This window comes from Sulfuricurvum sp. (assembly GCF_049277495.1).
Classification (GTDB): Bacteria; Campylobacterota; Campylobacteria; order Campylobacterales; family Sulfurimonadaceae; genus Sulfuricurvum.
Map to the genome: position 1 here is coordinate 1 of NZ_JBASYM010000006.1, position 18541 is coordinate 18541.

The window sequence follows — 18541 nt, forward strand, 5'->3', positions numbered from 1 at the left end:
AGCGATTACTTCATCGGTATTGTCCGCGTCCACCGTAGTGATTTCAAGTGCACCCTGCGGAAGTTCGCTTTGGATCTCTTCACAGCGTCCGATGCTGCGGCTTGCCAAGATGATACGATCAAAGAGATCATTGTTCATAACACATTTGTGTGCTACGACGCGCCCTACTCCACCGGCGCCGATAATAAGTACAGTTGCCATAGCAAACCTCCTGGTGAATTAATTATTAAGAATTATAGAAAAATATCTCTTACGAAAACGTTACAGGCAAAAAGCCGCGTAGAGTGTCAAACCCCAGATAAATGCCAGCATAGCCAGTGAAAGAAAAACCAGTGCCGCACCGGCATCTTTTGCCCGTTTCGCCAACTCATGATGATCAAACGTGACCAAATCAACCGTGCGTTCGATCGCACTGTTAATCACTTCAGCAATCATCGGGATAAACAGCGAAACCGAAAGAACCGCTTTGTAAATGAATCCGAGAGGAAGACTCCATGCGACAACCATACCGACAACAAACAAAATAATTTGGAGACGAAACGATTTCTCGTTTTTCGTCACCTCAAGCAAACCGTTGAGTGCATATCGTGTATTTTTAAAAAGGGTGTATTCAGGCTTGTTGAGTGCCACAGTGTTCCTTTAATGTGATAATCGCATTATACACGGTTTCCGGGTTACTGTCCATTGGCAGAGGTTCCCCGTAAATAACCCGGATATTGCGTCTAAACCATGATCCGGATGAAGTATATCGCGATGAAGAGCGGGAAAAAACACTTCCATATATCCCGTCAATATAAAAAGGGACGATCACTCCGATGCTCTTTGAAGCGATAGCCTGATATCCGGGATAAAACTTACCCATATCACCGCTGCTGCTAATCGTCCCTTCCGGAAAGAGTGCAACGATTTCACCGTTTTGCAGCCGTATTTTGGCCTCTTTGAAGGCTTCTTTGGCCCCTTTGGATGAAACGGGAATCACTTCACCCAGCTTCATGATCGGCCGAATCAATTTTTTTTCATAAATAGAACGCTCCATCAGATAGCGAATACGCCGCTCAATGCCGACTTGAACCAAAATCCAGTCAATCCAGCTTATATGGTTTCCCAATAGTAATACCGCTTTATCATGAGGAATATTATGGGTTTGCATCGGAATTATGTTGTAGCGAAACGCTAAAATTCTCTCAAAGATTAGCCAAACGAAATAGTCCTTATAGCGAACCATCGCCCCGGCTGTCAGGATGACAGAGACAGCCAGCATGCCGTAAAAAAGCATCAATGAATCCCATCCGACATAGGCGAACAAGGTGGTCAACGCCAAAAAAAGTGTCATGAAAATATTTTGTACCCAGTTATTTCCTGATAAAACATAAGATATATGGACACGCGGGGTTTTGGAGAGGATAAGGGCGTTTAAGGAGACGATCATCATCGCACCGCCGATACCGAAACCGAAAAAGACCAATCCGATCAAAACCAGGCTATGAGTAATCGGCAGCAATACAAGCATTAGGGTGATGGTCAATGCACCGGCAACAATAAGCCCTTTGTGCAGATAATGGCGAGAGAGCTTTGAAGCGATAACCGATCCGAGAATGATTCCAAACGCGGCAAGTGCCATCAAGCCCTGAACGATAATCGTATTTTCAACACCCAGCGTCGATTTGGCATACGCACCGAAAGCGGCCAGAATAACCTGCGAAATCGACCAAAACAAAGAGAGAAAAAGGATGGCATCGAAAATCTCCGGCTTACGACGAAGCAAAACCCAGTTTTTACGGAAGCTGTAGCCACTTAGATATTTTTTAATATTAAATGCGGTGCCGAAGCTTTTTGAATACCCTTGCAAACGAAGTGTTAAGATGAATTCGATGGTACTCCCGATAACCAGCAGCCACCCCAGCGGTGCGATCTGCTTCAAAATGTCTGCTTCGCTTTGATAGGATGTAATCAACGATTTCTCAAACAGTACCGTATAGGCAATTATGCCGCTCAATATGGCCACGGTCGTTACCGACTGGACTAAAGCATTGAGTGCGCTGAAGTCATGCTCACCGGCAATCTCTTTAATATATCCGTATTTGGCGGGTGAATAAATTGCACTTTGTGCTGCCAGTATAAACGTAAGGGTAAAAGCCCCCCAGAACCACCCCTGATAATAGCTGTACGTGATCAATAACGTAATCACAACGGCTGCCAATGCTCCATAGCGCATGACATTGACTTTGGAAAAGCGGTGAGAGAGATACCCTGAAGGGGTGAAGAGAAAAATAAACGGAAGTAAAATAAGGGCATTTAAAATTGCCGTATAAATAATCTGGGTCTGATCATCGTAGATTTTAAAAACGGTATTTTGGATAATGATTTTATGGCCCAAATCGGTAAAAGCATTCAAAAAAAGTGCCAAGGTATAGGGGATTACCCCCGCAATACGACGGATACTCATTCTCCTAGGACCGTACTCCATCCCTCATAATGCCCGTGTTCTTGGATGGCAGACTCATACAATGACGTTGTCGTCTCTTCCACTGTCTCCGGTGTTATGGCCTCATTCTTGACTAAAACGACGCCGTATCCGTAATCACTTTCATCATCATTTACATATTCTTTGACCTCAAATCCGTGAGAAGCGAGTTGAGCAACGGCACGCTCCATTGAACTCTTGGTCTGGAAGAAGAGGTAATGCTCAACTTCTCTCGGAATACTCAGGTCATCGCCCGCTTCGACGAGGGCACTGATCGTATGGCGATTTTGGATACTGAGAAGTCCATAAGCATCCGGGTAGAGGTTGTCACTGTACATCTCCCATTTACTGTCTCTGGAGGAACCGCGTTCATATACATATCCGCCATGTCGGGTCATCACTTCAGAACTTACGTTTTCAAAACGTTTGGCCTGCGGTGCATAGAAATAAAACTCGGCCCAGCCGTCTTTCATCACCCTCCCCGCAAACACTGCATCCAAATTGCTGCTGAGCATTGATTTCAAATCTTCAGTAAAGGATTCCAGGCTCTCCGTAACGCTATCTGCTTTGAGAAAAAGCCATAGGAGTAAAGGACGTTCCTCTTGGGGAGCTTCTTCAATGAGGTCCAGTTCTACATCACAGCGATACGGTACATTCTCATCATCTAAAAGTTCATAAAATTCTACCATTGAATCAAACCTTATTTTTTTGCCATTATAAGGTCTTTATTCTTGGTTTTCTCCCAAATAGCTCTTATGTAACTTGACTTTGCTTGACAATTCCTGGACATTTTTAGTCTCTGTTATCGGAAACGATTCTCTTTTTTGGAGTGTTTGAGCCAAAAGCTGCATTTGTGCGGTTGCTTCGGCGGCGACTTCTTCCAAACTCTGACGGATGGATCGATATTCCTGACGCTCGTACGATTCGAGAGTTACGATAAGTTCGCCGAGCTTGCCTTTGGCATTGACAAACTCATCATGAAGCGTTTCCGCTGAAGCGAAAAGACGGGAAAGCGGTTTGAGCGAATCGGAGAGTTCTTTGGAATGGGAGGTCATTTCACGCATCTGTTTTGAGGACAGGACCATTTGCTGCATAATCAATTCGCTTTGTTCGCGTGAACCGCGGAGCAAGGAGTCATTTTCCAGCAATGAGGTTACAATCGATTCGCTTTTTGCCCCGAGCATCTGAAGATGATGCGAAAAATCATGGACGATGCGGTCAAGCTCTTTTTGTAAAACCGCGATCGTATGGTCAGGAAGATGCTGGTGACTCATTTGGAGGACGAGATCATGAAGCTCTTTAAGCTGCGTGTGAACCTCTTTTTGTTCATCACATCCGACACGGGAAGCATTTTTGAGCTGATTAAAGTGATCTTGCTCCGAAACACGCAATAGATCGATATGGCGATGAACGACATTATCCAGACTCGGAAGTTCACTGAGGGTAAAATCTTCAAATTTTTCCATTGCACTCTGCTGCTGGGCTAATAGAGATTCGATTTTAGAAACGAATAGTTTTTGATTGGCTTGGATGACATTCAGGGCGTCAAGTTCTTCTTTAAAAACATTGCGGATTTGTTCATGCGTCGAACTCTCCATTTGAGCAAGCAGATCAATCCGGTCTTTGATCGTGATGACCGACGTTCCTACACTTGAGAGTTGATCACTCAATTCGCCGAGGCGTGCGCTGTTGTCATGGGCATTAATGACCGAAACGGTCTGTGTCATTACACTCATAATAGCAGCAAGTGCAATACCGACACTTAAAGATAAAAGTGACTCTTTCAGTACACCCGCATCCATTCCTCCGGAGAGAATAAAGTGCAACAGTGCCCCGATGGTTCCCAATGCGAACACAACGGGTGTATAGTTGATTTTATTCGGATCTTTGTAAACTGCGGTGTGGCGCAAAAATAAAAGTGACATGATGATAATGGTGATGAGCAAATCAATACTGATCATATTTTATCCCTTTGTAAAAATAATATCGAGTATAGATTCAGGGGAAGAACTGAAATAATCCCCTTCACCCGTCTTACTAAAGCCCCATCCGGCGAAGATTCCGGGAATCCCGGCACGTGCTGCGGCTTCCATATCTTTGGTGTTATCACCTATCATCCAAGCATAATCCGTACCTGAATGATAGGCATAGTGATCGAGGTGGCGATGGAGCATCTGCGGATGAGGTTTAGGGGTCTCGACATCATCCGCACCGATAATCAGCTGAAAATACGAATCCAGTTCTAAATGTTCCAACATCCGCTTGGCAAATATTCCGGGGGCATTCGTAGCGACCCCCATAACCACGTTGTTTTCATCCAATGTTTTCAACAGGTCACGTATTCCTGCATACGCCGTCACATTCTGAATACACTGATCAAAATAGTGTTCCTCAAATAATTCGCGGGCTTTCTCTTCATAAAGAGGTTTGCCGTAAAAAATCTCGGGCAGATTACGGATGGGCGCATTAATCGCATCAATGACAGAGCTAACGCTCAAAGGTCCGAGACGGTAACATTCGGCTCGAACATGGTTGATCGAGATGGTAATGTCCAGACCCGAATCGATTAACGTGCCATCCATGTCGAATATTGCAATGTTTTTCATCTATTTCATCTTTAGATACAGCTCACTCAGCATTTGAACGAATAAGGGATGATCGTTTGGACAGCGGCACACCCGATACTCTTCGTACCCCAATTCATGGGCAACCTCGGCATATTCTATGGAGAGTTCAAAATCGGTCTCGGAATTATCAATCGTAAAAGCAATCGGGACAATGATCACTTTTTTATTTTCAAGCTCCTTTAAGGCTGTTTCCAATGAGGGTTCCAACCATTTCATCGGCCCGACTTTGGATTGATACGCTAAATGGATACCGTTAAAATGTAGTGTCTCATTTTTCATCATCTCTTTGAGCAATGCAACATGCGCAATCACCTGACGTTGGTACGGATCTCCCTGATCAACAATCTTCTGCGGCAGGCCGTGGGCGGAAAATATAATATCAAACGACTCTGCCCTCTCACCGCCCAATGCCTCTTTTATCCGTTCAAGCAGACAGCGGTTATACGTAGGATTGGCAAAAAAATGTTTTATCTCTACCGTAATGACATTCCAGCCGATTTTATGAGCAGTTTCTTCAAAATCATCCAGCGAAGACTGGGTTGTCGTACTTGAATATTGAGGATACAAAGGAATCAGATAAACCTTCTCGATCCCCTGTTCCTGCAAGCGCACACATACTTCATCCGCCATCGGAGGTGTATAACGCATCACAAAATCGACGATAATATCAGGAGAAAGTGCTTCTTTCAAATGCGTTACCAAACTCCGTGTAAGATCAACGAGAGGAGATTTTCCTCCGATTTGCCGATAAATCTCCTGTGATTTTTCAGTCCGTGTCAACGTGATCAAACCGGCGATAAATCGTCGTAAAAGAGTGCTTTTTGTTCGAATAATATAAGGGTCGTTGAACATGTTGTGCAAGAACATCTCAACTTCAGCTAAATTATTGGGACCGCCCATATTTAGTAAAACAATCGCTTCTTTCATAACTCTGCATTATCCATTCATTTTTGAAGAAAGTGTACCATAACGAAGTGTTAAATTTAAGATTTATAAAAAAAACTAAAGCTTTTTAATCTATAATGACTACAGTGCAGAAAATTAGGAGGGTGAATGCTGATAAAACAGACAGTACTATCACTAATCTTGCTGAGTATTACCGTACAAGCAGACTCACAAAGGCGTGAACCTTCTCTTTTTCTAGAATATGAACGGGCATTAAAGAAAACGAATGACGCCTCAAAACTGGATGATAACCCTTTCCTTAAAAACAGTTCTCCTTTAGCTATTGCCAAACCCACTCCACCGACAGAACCTGCCGTTAAACCCGTTGTGATTTCCGAGACGGTAATCAAAAATACCAAAGTTGAGACCGATACGATCGGCCAGAATTCCAACCCTTTTTTAGTCGTGACCAAGCCTTCTCCCGTCCCGTCAAAAATGGTTTGCCCGGATGAAATAACTGCCACTGAGACTCCGATAAACAATACCCAAAAGATTGTCAGAAACTTACAGAATGTAAAGGAAAGAGTCCTTGCCCGTGCAAAAGATTTTTTAGGAACCCCGTATGGTTTTGGCGGTAAAGACGGAGACCGCACCGATTGTTCCGGGTTTACCCAGCAAGTTTTTCAGCAATTCGGTGTCACTCTGCCACGCAGTGCGGCTGAACAAGCCCAACTCGGTGAAAATGTCGATTATAAGGACCTGCAGATCGGTGATTTACTCTTTTATCACACCTATAAGTCAGATCCCTCACATGTAGCGATATATGCAGGAAACGGACAAATCATTCATGCGTCCTATGCCGCTCGTAAAGTACAATACGATTCGATTGACAAAGGATATTATAAAAATCATTTTATGTACGCCAAGCGTCTCGCACTTAACAATCTTCAGTACGACGAATAATCGAAAAACATGTCAGCTTTTTACTCCATTCTTGACAAACACTGGCTCTGGAAAGAAGTGTATACCAAACTCTCGCTCTCTTCGCCTGCCTATTCGTATTGGAATGAAAGCCGGCATATTAAGCTTAACCGTTACGTCTTTATCGAAAAGAATACCCTTCCGACGAAATACGCCCATATTCAAGAAAATTTAACCGATCTCACCGGCTACCTGCCCACCCAATATGCCGCGACACAGCTTGGAATCGACAGCCATATCTTCGGCTACAAAAAAATGCGTCTCTACAATCAATTCGAATACAAGTTTGTCAACGATATCAAGTTTGTCAATCTCAAACGGTTTTTTCTTGAAAACGGAATAAAAATCGAAAAAAACAGCTATGTCCATCTTGCCCGTCTGCACGATCTTATTATTACGGCCGATTCACGATTTTATCGGATTGATGATAATTATGGAGTCGTTGTTTACGACTGAAGATTTTTTCTTTTTGCCCAACGCGGAAAAAAACGCGATGGAGACAATATCGGGTCAGTCGCTCTGCCGTCGACAATAAACTCTTTTAATCGTTTGGCCAAGTATGGTGCCAGTACAAACCCGTATCCCCCTGAACCATTGATCATGGTGAGGTTCGGGTAATAGATATAGTCGCTTGGATCAACGGCCTGACCATGCCGCATATGGGGGTGTTTCTCCAATGTAGCCTCCGCATCGACCAAACTTCCCAGCATCGGAAGATAATCGTTTGAGCCTGAACGCAGACCCATATAGTCACTTATGATGTTAATATTATTTAATTTTAATGTTTTGGAAGCTTTTTCGAGCAGTATTTTTCTCCCCTGCTCTGCATCATATGCTTTACCGGAAAACGGGGAATAATGGACATCGTGTGTCGCACCTATAGCCACGATCCCTTCTTTGGTTGTCGGAGAGATCGAAACATGATGATGGAGGATACACGGGATATGAGTCGATGTCTCCATATCGATCCGATGCCCCCAGATACCTCGCAAGCCGACGTAATCAATCGGCAGCAGCTTCGGATAGGCTCCGATCGAAAGGATAAGGTGTTTTCCGCACAAATTACCGACATGCCAGAGGCTATCCGCATGAATGAATTTTTCAACTTTAAATAGATAAAAATCGATCTCTTCCGTCATTGCTTTGCATACACCCTGGGCATCGACGACGGCACCCATATCAAAATATATCGAAGATGCGTTGAGTGCTTCATCACTCAGCAGAGTTTGTATCTTGTGGGGAATATTGGAGTGCTTTATACGGGTTTCATGTTTAAACGATTCGACTTTTTCGCCCTCTTTCGGGCTATTGGCAATATGAAGGAGCGGCTTTATTAGGGTAAGACTTGGAAAATGGGTTGCATAAAAGTTCAGTGCTTCGGCATGAGCCTCGCTCATGATCTCTTTGAGTTCTCCCGCTTTGGAGATTTTCGGAGAAATAAAAGCCCCTGCAGCACCGCTGCCGCCGGAGGCTATCCCCTCCTGATCGATCAGAGCGACACGTAAACCGGCTTTATGGAGAGTGTATGCGCTACAGCAGCCGTTTATCCCCGCACCGATGATGATGACATCATAAGGTAATGTTTTTGATGTCGGCAATCGAATAAATCTCTGCGTAAATCATCCCTACAAGGGCTTTACGGTTAGCACGAACGTTCAGATCCTCTGCATTGACCATGACATTATCAAAGAAAGAATCCAGCGGAGCTTTGAGGGCAAAGAGCGCATCCAAACGCTCTTCAAGTGTCTCATACTGACTGTTTATGACTGCATAAGCTGATGAATAGAGATTGCGTTCTGCATCGTTTTCAAAAAGGGATTCGTTGACATTGAACCCTTTATCCATTGCTTCGTCTTTAAGAATATTGCTGACACGCTTAAAGGTAGAGAACGCTTCGACGAATGAATCCGATGCGGCAATAGTACTTACTGCCCGGATTTTTCGGTCGATTTCGAGGACATCAAGTTCTACATTGGCGTCTTTGGCAACAACCGCCTGAATTATCGATGGATTAACTCCCGGATACGCTCCGGCGAGACGCTCAATAATAAAGGTTTCGATATTCTTTTTGTACTCTTTTCCTTGAGGATAGAGATTGCTCAGCTGATCGATCAGGGTTGAAAAATTGAGTGGGATCTGGTGCGCAACGGCGATTTTGATAATCCCGTTAACGGCACGGCGAAGTGCGAACGGATCGCGTGAACCGGTCGGAATCTCACCGATACTGAACATACCGATCAGCGTATCGAGCTTCATCGCCATAGCGACGATCGCACTGAGCATTGTACTCGGCAAAGCGCTCTCTTCACCCGTAGGCAAATATTGTTCTTTGATGGCAATGGCCACCTCTGAAGGTTCTCCAAGCGCTAGGGCATAGTAGTACCCCATCAACCCTTGCAGCTCGGTAAATTCATATACCATTTCACTCATCAAGTCGGCTTTTGCCAACTCCATAGCGCGTTCCAAGACGGTAGGATTGATATTTTCATACACAAGATTCGAGAGCGTTGAAGCAACCGTTTTTTCGCGTGCGATTTTTTCAGCCAGCGTACCCAATCCGTTCATAAAGACGACTTTTTCCAATCCTGCCGTGCTCAGCCCTTTTTTGAGGTCATTTCGGTAGAAGAAGAGTGCATCGGAGAGACGCGGACGGAGTACACGCTGATTCCCCTCGATGACTTTGCTAAAATCATCCGTTAAGGCATTCGATACAACGACAAATGCGTTAATCAGTTTGCCGTCTTTAAATACCGGGAAATAGCGTTGATGCTCTTTCATCGACGTGATAATGACTTCAGGCGGAAGTTCTAAGAAACTCTCATCAAAATTTCCTAAAAGCGGGGTCGGGTGTTCGGTGATAGCGACAACTTCATCCAGAAGGTCTTCATCGACTTCGATACTGATACCGTGTGCATTTTCCAGTGCAGAAAAAGCAGCCAAAATGGTATTACGACGCTCTTGCGGATAAAGGGTGACGGAGCCCTCTTTGAGCAGATCGAAATAGTGGTGGATAGAGTCAACCTTCTTCGCTTCAAAATGGCTAATGCGGTGGACATAGGTATGGGCGGATGAGCGAACATCGAAAAGCTCGACGTCAACGACCTCATTCTCCATCATGACATTGATCCATCGAATCGGACGGATGAAGCTCTCATGCGAGGAACCCCAGCGCATTGATTTTCCGAAGTTGAGACTTTTGATCCATTGTTCGATCATCTCACCCAAAATTTCACTGCTTGGTCGTCCTTTTACGGTACGGCTAAAGTAGAGAACCTCTTTACCCCCCTTTTCCGCACGTGATATTTGGTCGAACTCAACACCGCATTTTTTGGCAAAACCCAAAGCAGCTGGTGTCGGAACACCGTCTTTTATTGCCATTTCTACCGGTGCGCCGTAAAATTCTTCGACACGATCGTCTTGAGAAACTTTAAATTCCCGGTGCCACAGTACCAAACGACGCGGCGTATAATAGAACTCAAACTCCCCTAAAAGAGCATTTTTTTCCAGTACGGCAACCCATTTTTTCTCGATTTCCGAGAGTTCTTTGAGAAGGGGTACAGCCGGAAGTTCTTCAACACCGATTTCAATCAAAAGAGGTTTTAACATATTCACTTATCCATCAATCATTTTTAAAGCCCGATTTTACCCCTATGTTGGTTAAAAATCGCTGTTGCTTTGGAAAAAATTAATTCAGAGATAAAGTATCCTATTTAGGTGTTGTTAAAAGTTTGGAGTTGTACAATGTCCCCATTCATATTAAATTCAATCAAGGAACAAAAATGCCAACAATCAACCGTTACGTCGATATCAGTACTGTAGACCGCGAAGCGAAAAAAGACTACATTGACCGTCACTCACCATTTATTCACTGTGAAAGCACAGCAAAAAAAGGGGAGAAATTCGCTGTTACCGTTAAAATGGGGAATGAATACTCTCATCCGGATGATTTCGATCATTTCATCGCTAACATCGCACTTTACAACGGTGAAACTTTGCTTGCACGCGCTGATTTCGTACCGGGAACACTTGGAAACGAGAAAAATCACGCTGAAGTAACATTCAACATCGTTCCAATGGGTAAAAAATTGACTCTTGTAGCTCACGGGTACTGCACCAAACACGGTGTATGGGAATCAACTCCTGTCGAAGTAACTGTAGAAGAAGCTTCATCATGCTGCGGCGGCGGACACTGTTCGTAACTTCAACTGAAGTCAAATTAAAACAATAAACTTTTAAGCCCTATTCCTGGGCTTAATGAGTATTCATCTCTTCCTCTTACCCTTTTTCTCTTATATAATTTCTCCATTAAGTAAAATTTACGCTCTCTCATACTATCCTTTGTCCAAATTAGCACGTCAAAGAATACTAAGAGAGGCAATATATGAATTCAGAAAAAGTAATCTCCGGTTTCTTTATCATCCTTGCGCTTACCATTAATTTCGGTTTTGTGTATGGAGATATTGATGTTATAGCGCATCACAGTGTGTATGAACTGGCTGCGGCATTTATCGTCAATGTCATTGCGACGGTCATGAAATTGGGAGATAAGACACAGATAGGTTCCGTTCTCCTGGCAACGAGTCTGGTCGCGGATTTACAGCTCATTGCAGCGGCAACGTATTGGGGAATAGCAACGATGCATGGAGGTGTCACTCCTGATGCATCGAGTGTCATCATTTCACTTGCGGCCGGGGCATTGATTGCCAATATCATCTCCGTTGCTCTGTTTGTGGGTGAAACCCTGATGCTCAAACGCTAACCGGTTTTTCATGAAACAACGCGAAGCATCATTTTGGCTTTTTTTAAGGAGGATGAGAACTCCTCTGATCCTATTGAACCTTGTGCATGCAATCCCGATTATCTTGCTTACGATCGTTCCCGGAATTGACAATCAGGGCAATACGGTTCATCTAAGCTTTTTTGATGCAATGTACATTGTCGCATACACCGCCACAACAATAGGGTTTGGGGAAGTCCCGTACCCGTTTACGTATGAACAGCGGATGGTTGTATTCTTGACCATCTATATTGCTGTTCCGGCATGGATCTATGCGCTGGGTTCTTTGATCGCACTGCTGCAGGACAAATCCTTTATATCCGCTTTGCGACTAAATGCCTTCCGACGTAAAGTACGCCACCTCGATCAGGAGTTCATCCTGATCTGCGGTTATACCGATGCTACCCGGCTTCTTATCGACCGTATCAATCGGGACAATCATTTTCGTATTGTTATCATCGATATCAATCCTGCCAAAATCGAATCCCTAAACGGAGAGCTCTATATGCCCTCCATACCGGCAATTGCGGCAGATGCTTCCTTGACTGAAGTACTTAAAGCAGCCGGAATACAATCACAAGATTGTAAATTTATAGTCACACTCTTCGACGACAGCCAACTGAATCTGAAAATAGCCGTGCGCTCACGAATTTTAAACAAACAGCTCAAAATTCTTGCCCGCGCCGGGTTAAAACAAGGGCGCGGAACCTTGGAGACGATCGGGGTTGACCATGTTATCGATGTTTTCAATGCTGTTGCCCAACGGATTGATTTTGCCCTACGTTCGCCCTATCTTTTTAACTTGCTCAGCTGGATTCAGGGGGGAAATCTCCACGTCAGTAAAACCGATCAGCTCCCTAAGGGAATCTACATTGTCTGTGGCCGCGGACGAATCGCCCAGGCGATCATGACGATGCTAGAAAAAAATAACATCGCCTATGCTTATATTGATTTTACCGAAGAGCTTGAGAATAGAATATCTGCCAATCAAGACTTTTTTCCGGAAACGGATATCATCAATGCATCATGTATTATTGCAGCGACCAATGACGATGCATTCAATCTCTCCATTGTCGCAGCCGCCCGTGCCGTTAATCCGCGAATATTTACTATCGTGCGGGAGAATGAGCTCGAAGAAAGAAGCCTCTTTTCTCATCTGCGTGTCGATAAGATCTTTGCCCTCGATCAGATGGCGGCGATGGATGCATACAATTACATCCATCGTCCTATGACCTTTCGCTTTATAGAATCGATTGAAATCTTGGGAGAAGAAAAATACAGCGAGATACTAAAACTGATTACCCATAAGATCAATAAACGTCCCGCTCTGATTGAAACACGGATCAATGAAACCAATATGTACGCACTGAGCCGCTTTCTGGATGAGCATCCGGTCAAACTCGGAGACCTGCTGAATAATCCCTATAACGACGGAATCGATTTACAAATGATAGTTTTAGGGATAGAACGCACAGACGGAGAATTTATTATTCTTCCGGATCCAGACGTGTTGCTAAAGCTCAATGACCGGCTGCTCTTTACCGCGACCCATCCGAGCCTGAAACGATTCAATACGATCGTCAACCATTATTACGAACTTTATTTTGTCATTCACCGCCAAGAGGCTACCCGGTTCAAATGGCCGTGGTGAAATCTTGCGCTCACAATTGAGCGGTTACAATCTCATACGCTACTTTTGCATCCTCAAGGTTAAAATCAAACTTCTTCAAAATAGGTTCAATCTCTTCAAAGGGCTTGATACTTTTAAGTGTAAAAAGCATTCGTGCAGACATTAAAGAAGCACAGGCTTTCGGATCAATTCCAATCTCAGGATTAAGAGAACATCCTAAAGAGTTTAAAAACATAGGGTCAAAATTCCAAACTTCAAATAATTTAGCGGCAAGTTCATCACCGGAGCTACCGATAATTTCTGCTTCTTCAAGGATAAGTTTATCCGGATCACTTTCAGTAAATTGATAGTTTTTTTGTTTGTCCATCAATGCATAGGAGGCAACCAAACGGCCTATTTCCAAAATAAACGTAAGGCCCCCTAACGACTGAAGAACAATCCGATGTTTTTTACCGAGCCAAAGGTCTAAAAAACGCTGCTGATTTTCCATCACTCCAAACCATTCATTGATGGTGATACCGTATGGACTTAGATCATTGTAAGGGTGAGCCTTTAACGCGGCAGTCAGAGACATACCTCGTATTGCCCCGATGCCGAAAAGGGCAATTGCCTGTGAAATAGATGTAATAGAGTGACGAAATCCATGTTGAGGAACATTCGAGTAGCGGAGAATATCGGTGTAGAGAATCGGATCAGATTCAATGACTTTGATAAAAGCTTTTAAATCAATCTCTTCAAAACGGCATAATTCATTCATTTTATTTATAGATTCAGGCAGCGGCGGAAATGACTCGATTGAATGCAATAAATCAGAATCCATTAGTATCCTTAGTAAAGTAGTATTGATGAAATTACTCATAATGAAGAATAATCTTCCATTATTTTATAGGTATAACAATATCCTATTTAGCTTCAAATAGTGCCATAAATAGGATGAAAATCATCCATAATATGAATATTTGAAAGGAAAACTTTAATATTATTTTAATTAGCATTACTATTATTTATACATAAGTAACAATAAAATTCTAAAATTGAACAATTGTGATAATATATACAAATACATCAAATAATTTTTATACCGATATCCTTGTAAAATAATAATAAAAACTAGTAAAAGCAATGAAATAATGGCCTCTTATCTAAAAAAAATTACACGGCATATTTTTATTTTCCATCTATAAAGGCGACAGTAATGGGAGAAAGAATTATTTCAGAATCATGGACGACTTTGGAAGAAACCAAAATACATCAAAGTCGCCGTGAATTTGAAATCTTGGCAATGGCAATGAAATATGCTTCGGACAGCATGATCGTTACCGATCGCCACAATCAGATCATTAAGGTCAATAATGCCTTTATCAAAACATTCGGGTATGAAGAAAAAGATGTAATCGGCAAAAATCCGAATCTTCTTTCCTCGGTAAAGCATGACAACTCCTTTTATGACGAAATGTGGCATACCTTATTGAGTGAAAAACACTGGAATAGCGAAATATGGGTCAAACGACGTAATGACGAAATCTTTCCGGCATGGGTCAGTATCAGTGTCATCATGGATGAAAACAATAAAATTCAAAATTATCTTGCTATCTTCAGCGATTTAAGCGCATTACGGGAAAGTCAAAAAAAATCGTTTAAACTTGCCTACTACGATCAGCTCACCGGATTGCCGAATCGCCAAAAAATCGTTTCCGATATGGGAAAAAGAAACCCTTCCGTTTGTGTTATTTTCAACATTGACGACTTTAAAGAGATCAATGATTTTTTTGGGATTGAAATTGGAGACAACATTCTTCATCAAGTCGGCCAATGGTTTTATCAGATGAATTTTTCACCCTACAGGATCAGCGGAGATGAGTTTGCTATTTTACTCTATGAAAACATCACCTGGAATGATTTACATAACCGTATTACGGCGCTGATGTCATTACTCGAAGAAAAAGTTTTTTACGTTGATGATGAGATCATCAATATCAGGATGACTGTCGGTGCCGCTATCGGAAATTATAAGCTCTTAACACGTGCCGATATTGCGCTTAACCGCGCAAAAAAGAGTAAAAAAGCAATCGCTCTTTATGCCGAACATGAAAATGTAGAAGAGACGTATCGTGCAAACATGAAAATGAGTGCTGCCATACGTTTGGCATTGAGCAAAGGGCAAATCATCTGTCATTATCAACCGATTGTCAATCTCGTTTCCGGAACCGTTGACAAATACGAGACGCTTGTCCGTATGATTGACAGCCATGGAAATTTGGTTGCGCCATCCATATTCCTGACGATCGCCAAAAAAACAAAACTTTACCCCCAGATTACGATTGAAGTGATTAATCAGTCTTGTAAACTTTTTGCAACACGCAATGAAGAATTCTCGGTTAATCTCTCCGATAGTGATATACGAGATCCCCACATCGTCAAAGAGATCATCAATACCATTACAAAGACAGGTACGGCTTCTCGAATCGTCTTTGAAATTCTCGAATCGGAGGGGATCGAAAACTATGAAGAAGTGGTAGAGTTCATTACTCAAGTCAAAGCATTGGGAGCCAAAATAGCGATTGATGATTTTGGTACGGGATATTCAAATTTTGAGAATATTCTAAAATTGAACGTCGATTATATTAAGATAGACGGTTCTCTCATTCAGGGGATAACGGACAACCCGAGACACCTTATCGTGGTTGAAACAATCGTCAGTTTTGCTCAGAAAATAGGTGCCAAGACAATCGCTGAATTTGTCAGTTCCGAAGCCATCTATAATGCGGTGAAAAAACTCGGTGTCGATTATTCCCAAGGCTACTATACCGGAAAACCTGAAAGTATCATTGCTTCATAAAACGCTAGAGCACTCCTTCTTTATCTCCTTTTAACCCCCTTTCTTTTATACTCTCTTATCTTTAACAACTGAAGCAATACCGTGGACTCTTTTCAAAATCTCGCTTTACTCGAAAATCTTTACCGCTTAAAATCGCTGGGGTATACCTACGTCGATCCCATCACCCCAAACGTACAGAGTGCGTCTAACACCTTGCCTGATTCTCTGAGTGTATTGGGGCAAAATATTTCACAATGCTATCTGTGTGATCTGAGTAAATCGCGACGCCAAAGCATGTCCGGATTTGGCGATCCGCGTGCCTCATTAATGTTTGTTGATGCCTATGTATCTGCGGCTGAGGATGAATCATCGGAATATTATGTCGGCAGATCGGGTGTGATGCTGCGTGATATGATTGAAAAAGTGCTCAATCTGAAAGTTGAAGACACCTATTTCACCCATGCAGTCAAATGCAAACCGTTTGGCTTTCAGAATCCATCTGCAAGTGAATGCAGCAGCTGTACCCCATTTTTGTCCAAACAGCTTGAACTGATAAAACCTCGAATCATTGTCACACTCGGACCCGATGCGTATCGTATCCTCAGCGGTGATCACGGAGATTTCGAACGCGTTCGCGGAGAAATCATTCCTTTCGGAGATGCACAGCTGATCCCGATGTATCATCCTCTTTACCTTGTCCGCAATCCTTCCCTCAAGCGAGATGCCATGCGTGATTTACAAACTATCAAGGCTCAATTATTATGAAATTTATACGGTTAATCTTCATACTGTTGGTATTCTTTGCATGTACCAATGCCAAAACAATGACGATTCATAGATCATCGGCTGGTACCGATTTGATTCAGCCGTTTCAAAAACCAACGGATGATACGATTAGAATTGCTGTGCTTTCTTCCCCTAACGTCATTGGCAAATACGCGCAATCCGTCTATAATGTATCCCTGGCAACCCTTATGGCGCTGCGCAATGAACACTATGAAATCAAACGCTACGATTTAGCCAATGAGTCAGCAGCATCCATTGCACAAGCCCTGGATGCCGTGCATCGTGACAATATGAATGCTATTCTCGCCCCTCTTACCCTAACCGGTGCTAAAAACCTTGTCACGCTTGAGTCGACGATTTCTGTTTTTATTCCTACCGTCCACAAAAGAGATCTCCCCTCAGCGCCGGAAAACATAGCGTTCGGAGCAATCGATTATGTCGCTCAGATTGAAGCGTTAGTCCCGTATATGGCAAACTCCATCGCTATTTTTTACGATAATTCCAATGTCGGAAACCAACTCAAAGCATCAACGGAAGAAGTCTTTTTAGCCCACAAAAGTGAAAAGAAAAAAGTTTCTTCCTATCCGGTTGACCTCAAAGGGGATAACATTATCGCCCATCTTTCCAAACCGTCCCCATTTAATAAGGCCAGTATTATCTTACATATTCCCGTCGTTAAAAGTGCTATCCTGACCTCACACATGACAGTCAGAGGCATCAAAGAACACAATATCCTTTCGACTCAGATCAATATCGACCCTGCCCTCCTCACTTTAACGCAGTATCAAGACCGAAAGAATATGATTTTGGCGAATTCGTTGATCGAATTTCCATCCAATATTTATGAATCCAACGCACTGATGAATAATGACATCACGTTTGACTGGATTCAATATGCTACCAGCGTCGGTATCGATTATCTTGTCGCAACTCTCGACAATACCGATAGAGAATACACTATGCGGATGATTAACGCTCAGGTGATCTACCCTGTGGAACTGCTACGCGCGAAAGAGTACGGTTTTGAGCCAATCACTGCACGATAATCCATTGTCTCTCGACAAAATCGGAATTTTCAGCCACCTAACACCGCTGCAGCGTTCCCAAATAGAGCAGATCGGTATTGTGCGTAATTATAATGAGGGAGAAATCATCTTTTACGAAGGGGATGAGAGCAGCTATTTTCATTTTCTCATCGACGGTGAAGTCTCTATTTTTAAAGCGACCGCTTCTACCGAAACCATTCTCATCCACCGATTCCGTGCCCCTTCACTGATCGCTGAAGTAGCGACCCTCAAACAAGTCCCCTACCCGGCATCGTGTGAGTCACTTCATCCATCCGTTATCCTTAAAATTTCACGTGATCCTTTTTTAGCCCTTTTGCAAAATGACCCGTCGTTGAGTATCGCATTGATCGCGTCCCTTACCCAAAAAATCTCTGCATTGGAACTTTCCTTGCAACGCCACAGTGCACCGAATGCCTTGGCTAAAGTAGCTCGTTTAATTCGCGATGACAAAGATGCATTTCAGCGCCTCAAAGGGATCGAGATTGCCCAGTTGCTCGGTATTACCC

At 43.1% G+C, this 18541-nt stretch carries 19 protein-coding genes; 9 read left to right on the plus strand and 10 right to left on the minus strand.

The features are described 5' to 3' along the window. From WAO38_RS00825 to hemH, 7 genes are all read right to left on the minus strand, one after another. Positions 1-201 (minus strand): saccharopine dehydrogenase NADP-binding domain-containing protein (locus WAO38_RS00825; RefSeq protein ID WP_422233417.1); only part of this gene is annotated, 201 nt, incomplete at its 3' end. A gap of 60 nt (positions 202-261) precedes the next feature. Next, positions 262-630: a diacylglycerol kinase gene (locus WAO38_RS00830; protein ID WP_422233419.1), complete on the minus strand. Its 369-nt coding sequence runs from the start codon at positions 628-630 to the stop codon at positions 262-264. Then, complete coding sequence (locus tag WAO38_RS00835; protein WP_422233421.1) at positions 611-2446, minus strand: MFS transporter; 1836 nt, start codon at positions 2444-2446, stop codon at positions 611-613. Before WAO38_RS00835 ends, WAO38_RS00830 begins: the two co-directional genes overlap by 20 nt. After that, positions 2443-3153 (minus strand): DUF695 domain-containing protein, encoded by a 711-nt coding sequence (locus WAO38_RS00840; protein ID WP_422233423.1) that lies wholly within the window; start codon positions 3151-3153, stop codon positions 2443-2445. Before WAO38_RS00840 ends, WAO38_RS00835 begins: the two co-directional genes overlap by 4 nt. A 36-nt stretch (positions 3154-3189) precedes the next feature. Then, positions 3190-4425, minus strand: coding sequence for a hypothetical protein (locus WAO38_RS00845; RefSeq protein WP_422233425.1), 1236 nt, complete (start codon positions 4423-4425; stop codon positions 3190-3192). 3 nt (positions 4426-4428) lie between these two features. After that, positions 4429-5070 (minus strand): HAD family hydrolase, encoded by a 642-nt coding sequence (locus tag WAO38_RS00850; RefSeq protein ID WP_422233426.1) that lies wholly within the window; start codon positions 5068-5070, stop codon positions 4429-4431. Further along, entirely contained in the window at positions 5071-6018 is a 948-nt protein-coding gene (hemH, locus tag WAO38_RS00855; protein WP_422233429.1) for a ferrochelatase, read from the minus strand. Positions 6019-6144: 126 nt separating this feature from the next. On the opposite strand from hemH, the gene WAO38_RS00860 reads away from it, so the two are divergent. Then, positions 6145-6939 (plus strand): C40 family peptidase, encoded by a 795-nt coding sequence (locus WAO38_RS00860; RefSeq protein WP_422233431.1) that lies wholly within the window; start codon positions 6145-6147, stop codon positions 6937-6939. Positions 6940-6948: 9 nt separating this feature from the next. Beyond that, positions 6949-7413 carry a hypothetical protein gene (locus tag WAO38_RS00865; RefSeq protein ID WP_422233433.1) on the plus strand — a complete coding sequence of 155 codons (465 nt, stop codon included), beginning with the start codon at positions 6949-6951 and terminating at the stop codon, positions 7411-7413. Here WAO38_RS00865 and WAO38_RS00870 read toward each other — a convergent pair. After that, positions 7404-8555, minus strand: a complete 1152-nt coding sequence (locus WAO38_RS00870; RefSeq protein WP_422233435.1) for an NAD(P)/FAD-dependent oxidoreductase — start codon at positions 8553-8555, stop codon at positions 7404-7406. The genes WAO38_RS00865 and WAO38_RS00870 overlap by 10 nt on opposite strands. Next, positions 8527-10563: a glycine--tRNA ligase subunit beta gene (gene glyS, locus WAO38_RS00875; protein ID WP_422233437.1), complete on the minus strand. Its 2037-nt coding sequence runs from the start codon at positions 10561-10563 to the stop codon at positions 8527-8529. Before glyS ends, WAO38_RS00870 begins: the two co-directional genes overlap by 29 nt. Positions 10564-10736: 173 nt before the next feature. Here glyS and WAO38_RS00880 point away from each other — a divergent pair, with 173 nt between their 5' ends. From WAO38_RS00880 to WAO38_RS00890, 3 genes are all read left to right on the plus strand, one after another. Continuing rightward, positions 10737-11156 carry a class II SORL domain-containing protein gene (locus tag WAO38_RS00880; RefSeq protein WP_422233439.1) on the plus strand — a complete coding sequence of 140 codons (420 nt, stop codon included), beginning with the start codon at positions 10737-10739 and terminating at the stop codon, positions 11154-11156. Between the two features lie 182 nt (positions 11157-11338). Continuing rightward, on the plus strand, positions 11339-11716 hold the full coding sequence (locus tag WAO38_RS00885; RefSeq protein ID WP_422233441.1) for a DUF6394 family protein: 378 nt from the start codon (positions 11339-11341) through the stop codon (positions 11714-11716). 52 nt (positions 11717-11768) lie between these two features. Further along, positions 11769-13385: an NAD-binding protein gene (locus WAO38_RS00890; RefSeq protein ID WP_422233442.1), complete on the plus strand. Its 1617-nt coding sequence runs from the start codon at positions 11769-11771 to the stop codon at positions 13383-13385. Between the two features lie 10 nt (positions 13386-13395). On the opposite strand, the gene WAO38_RS00895 is transcribed toward WAO38_RS00890, so the two are convergent. Continuing rightward, a complete protein-coding gene (locus WAO38_RS00895) occupies positions 13396-14184 on the minus strand; it encodes an HDOD domain-containing protein (protein ID WP_422233443.1) in 789 nt (262 codons plus the stop codon). 375 nt (positions 14185-14559) lie between these two features. Here WAO38_RS00895 and WAO38_RS00900 point away from each other — a divergent pair, with 375 nt between their 5' ends. From WAO38_RS00900 to WAO38_RS00915, 4 genes are all read left to right on the plus strand, one after another. Continuing rightward, positions 14560-16203: a putative bifunctional diguanylate cyclase/phosphodiesterase gene (locus tag WAO38_RS00900; RefSeq protein WP_422233445.1), complete on the plus strand. Its 1644-nt coding sequence runs from the start codon at positions 14560-14562 to the stop codon at positions 16201-16203. Positions 16204-16284: 81 nt separating this feature from the next. Then, positions 16285-16947 (plus strand): uracil-DNA glycosylase, encoded by a 663-nt coding sequence (locus WAO38_RS00905; protein ID WP_422233447.1) that lies wholly within the window; start codon positions 16285-16287, stop codon positions 16945-16947. After that, a complete protein-coding gene (locus tag WAO38_RS00910) occupies positions 16944-18014 on the plus strand; it encodes a hypothetical protein (RefSeq protein ID WP_422233449.1) in 1071 nt (356 codons plus the stop codon). Before WAO38_RS00905 ends, WAO38_RS00910 begins: the two co-directional genes overlap by 4 nt. Then, on the plus strand, positions 17992-18541 hold a 550-nt coding region (locus WAO38_RS00915), incomplete at its 3' end, for a Crp/Fnr family transcriptional regulator (protein ID WP_422233451.1). The genes WAO38_RS00910 and WAO38_RS00915, both read left to right, overlap by 23 nt.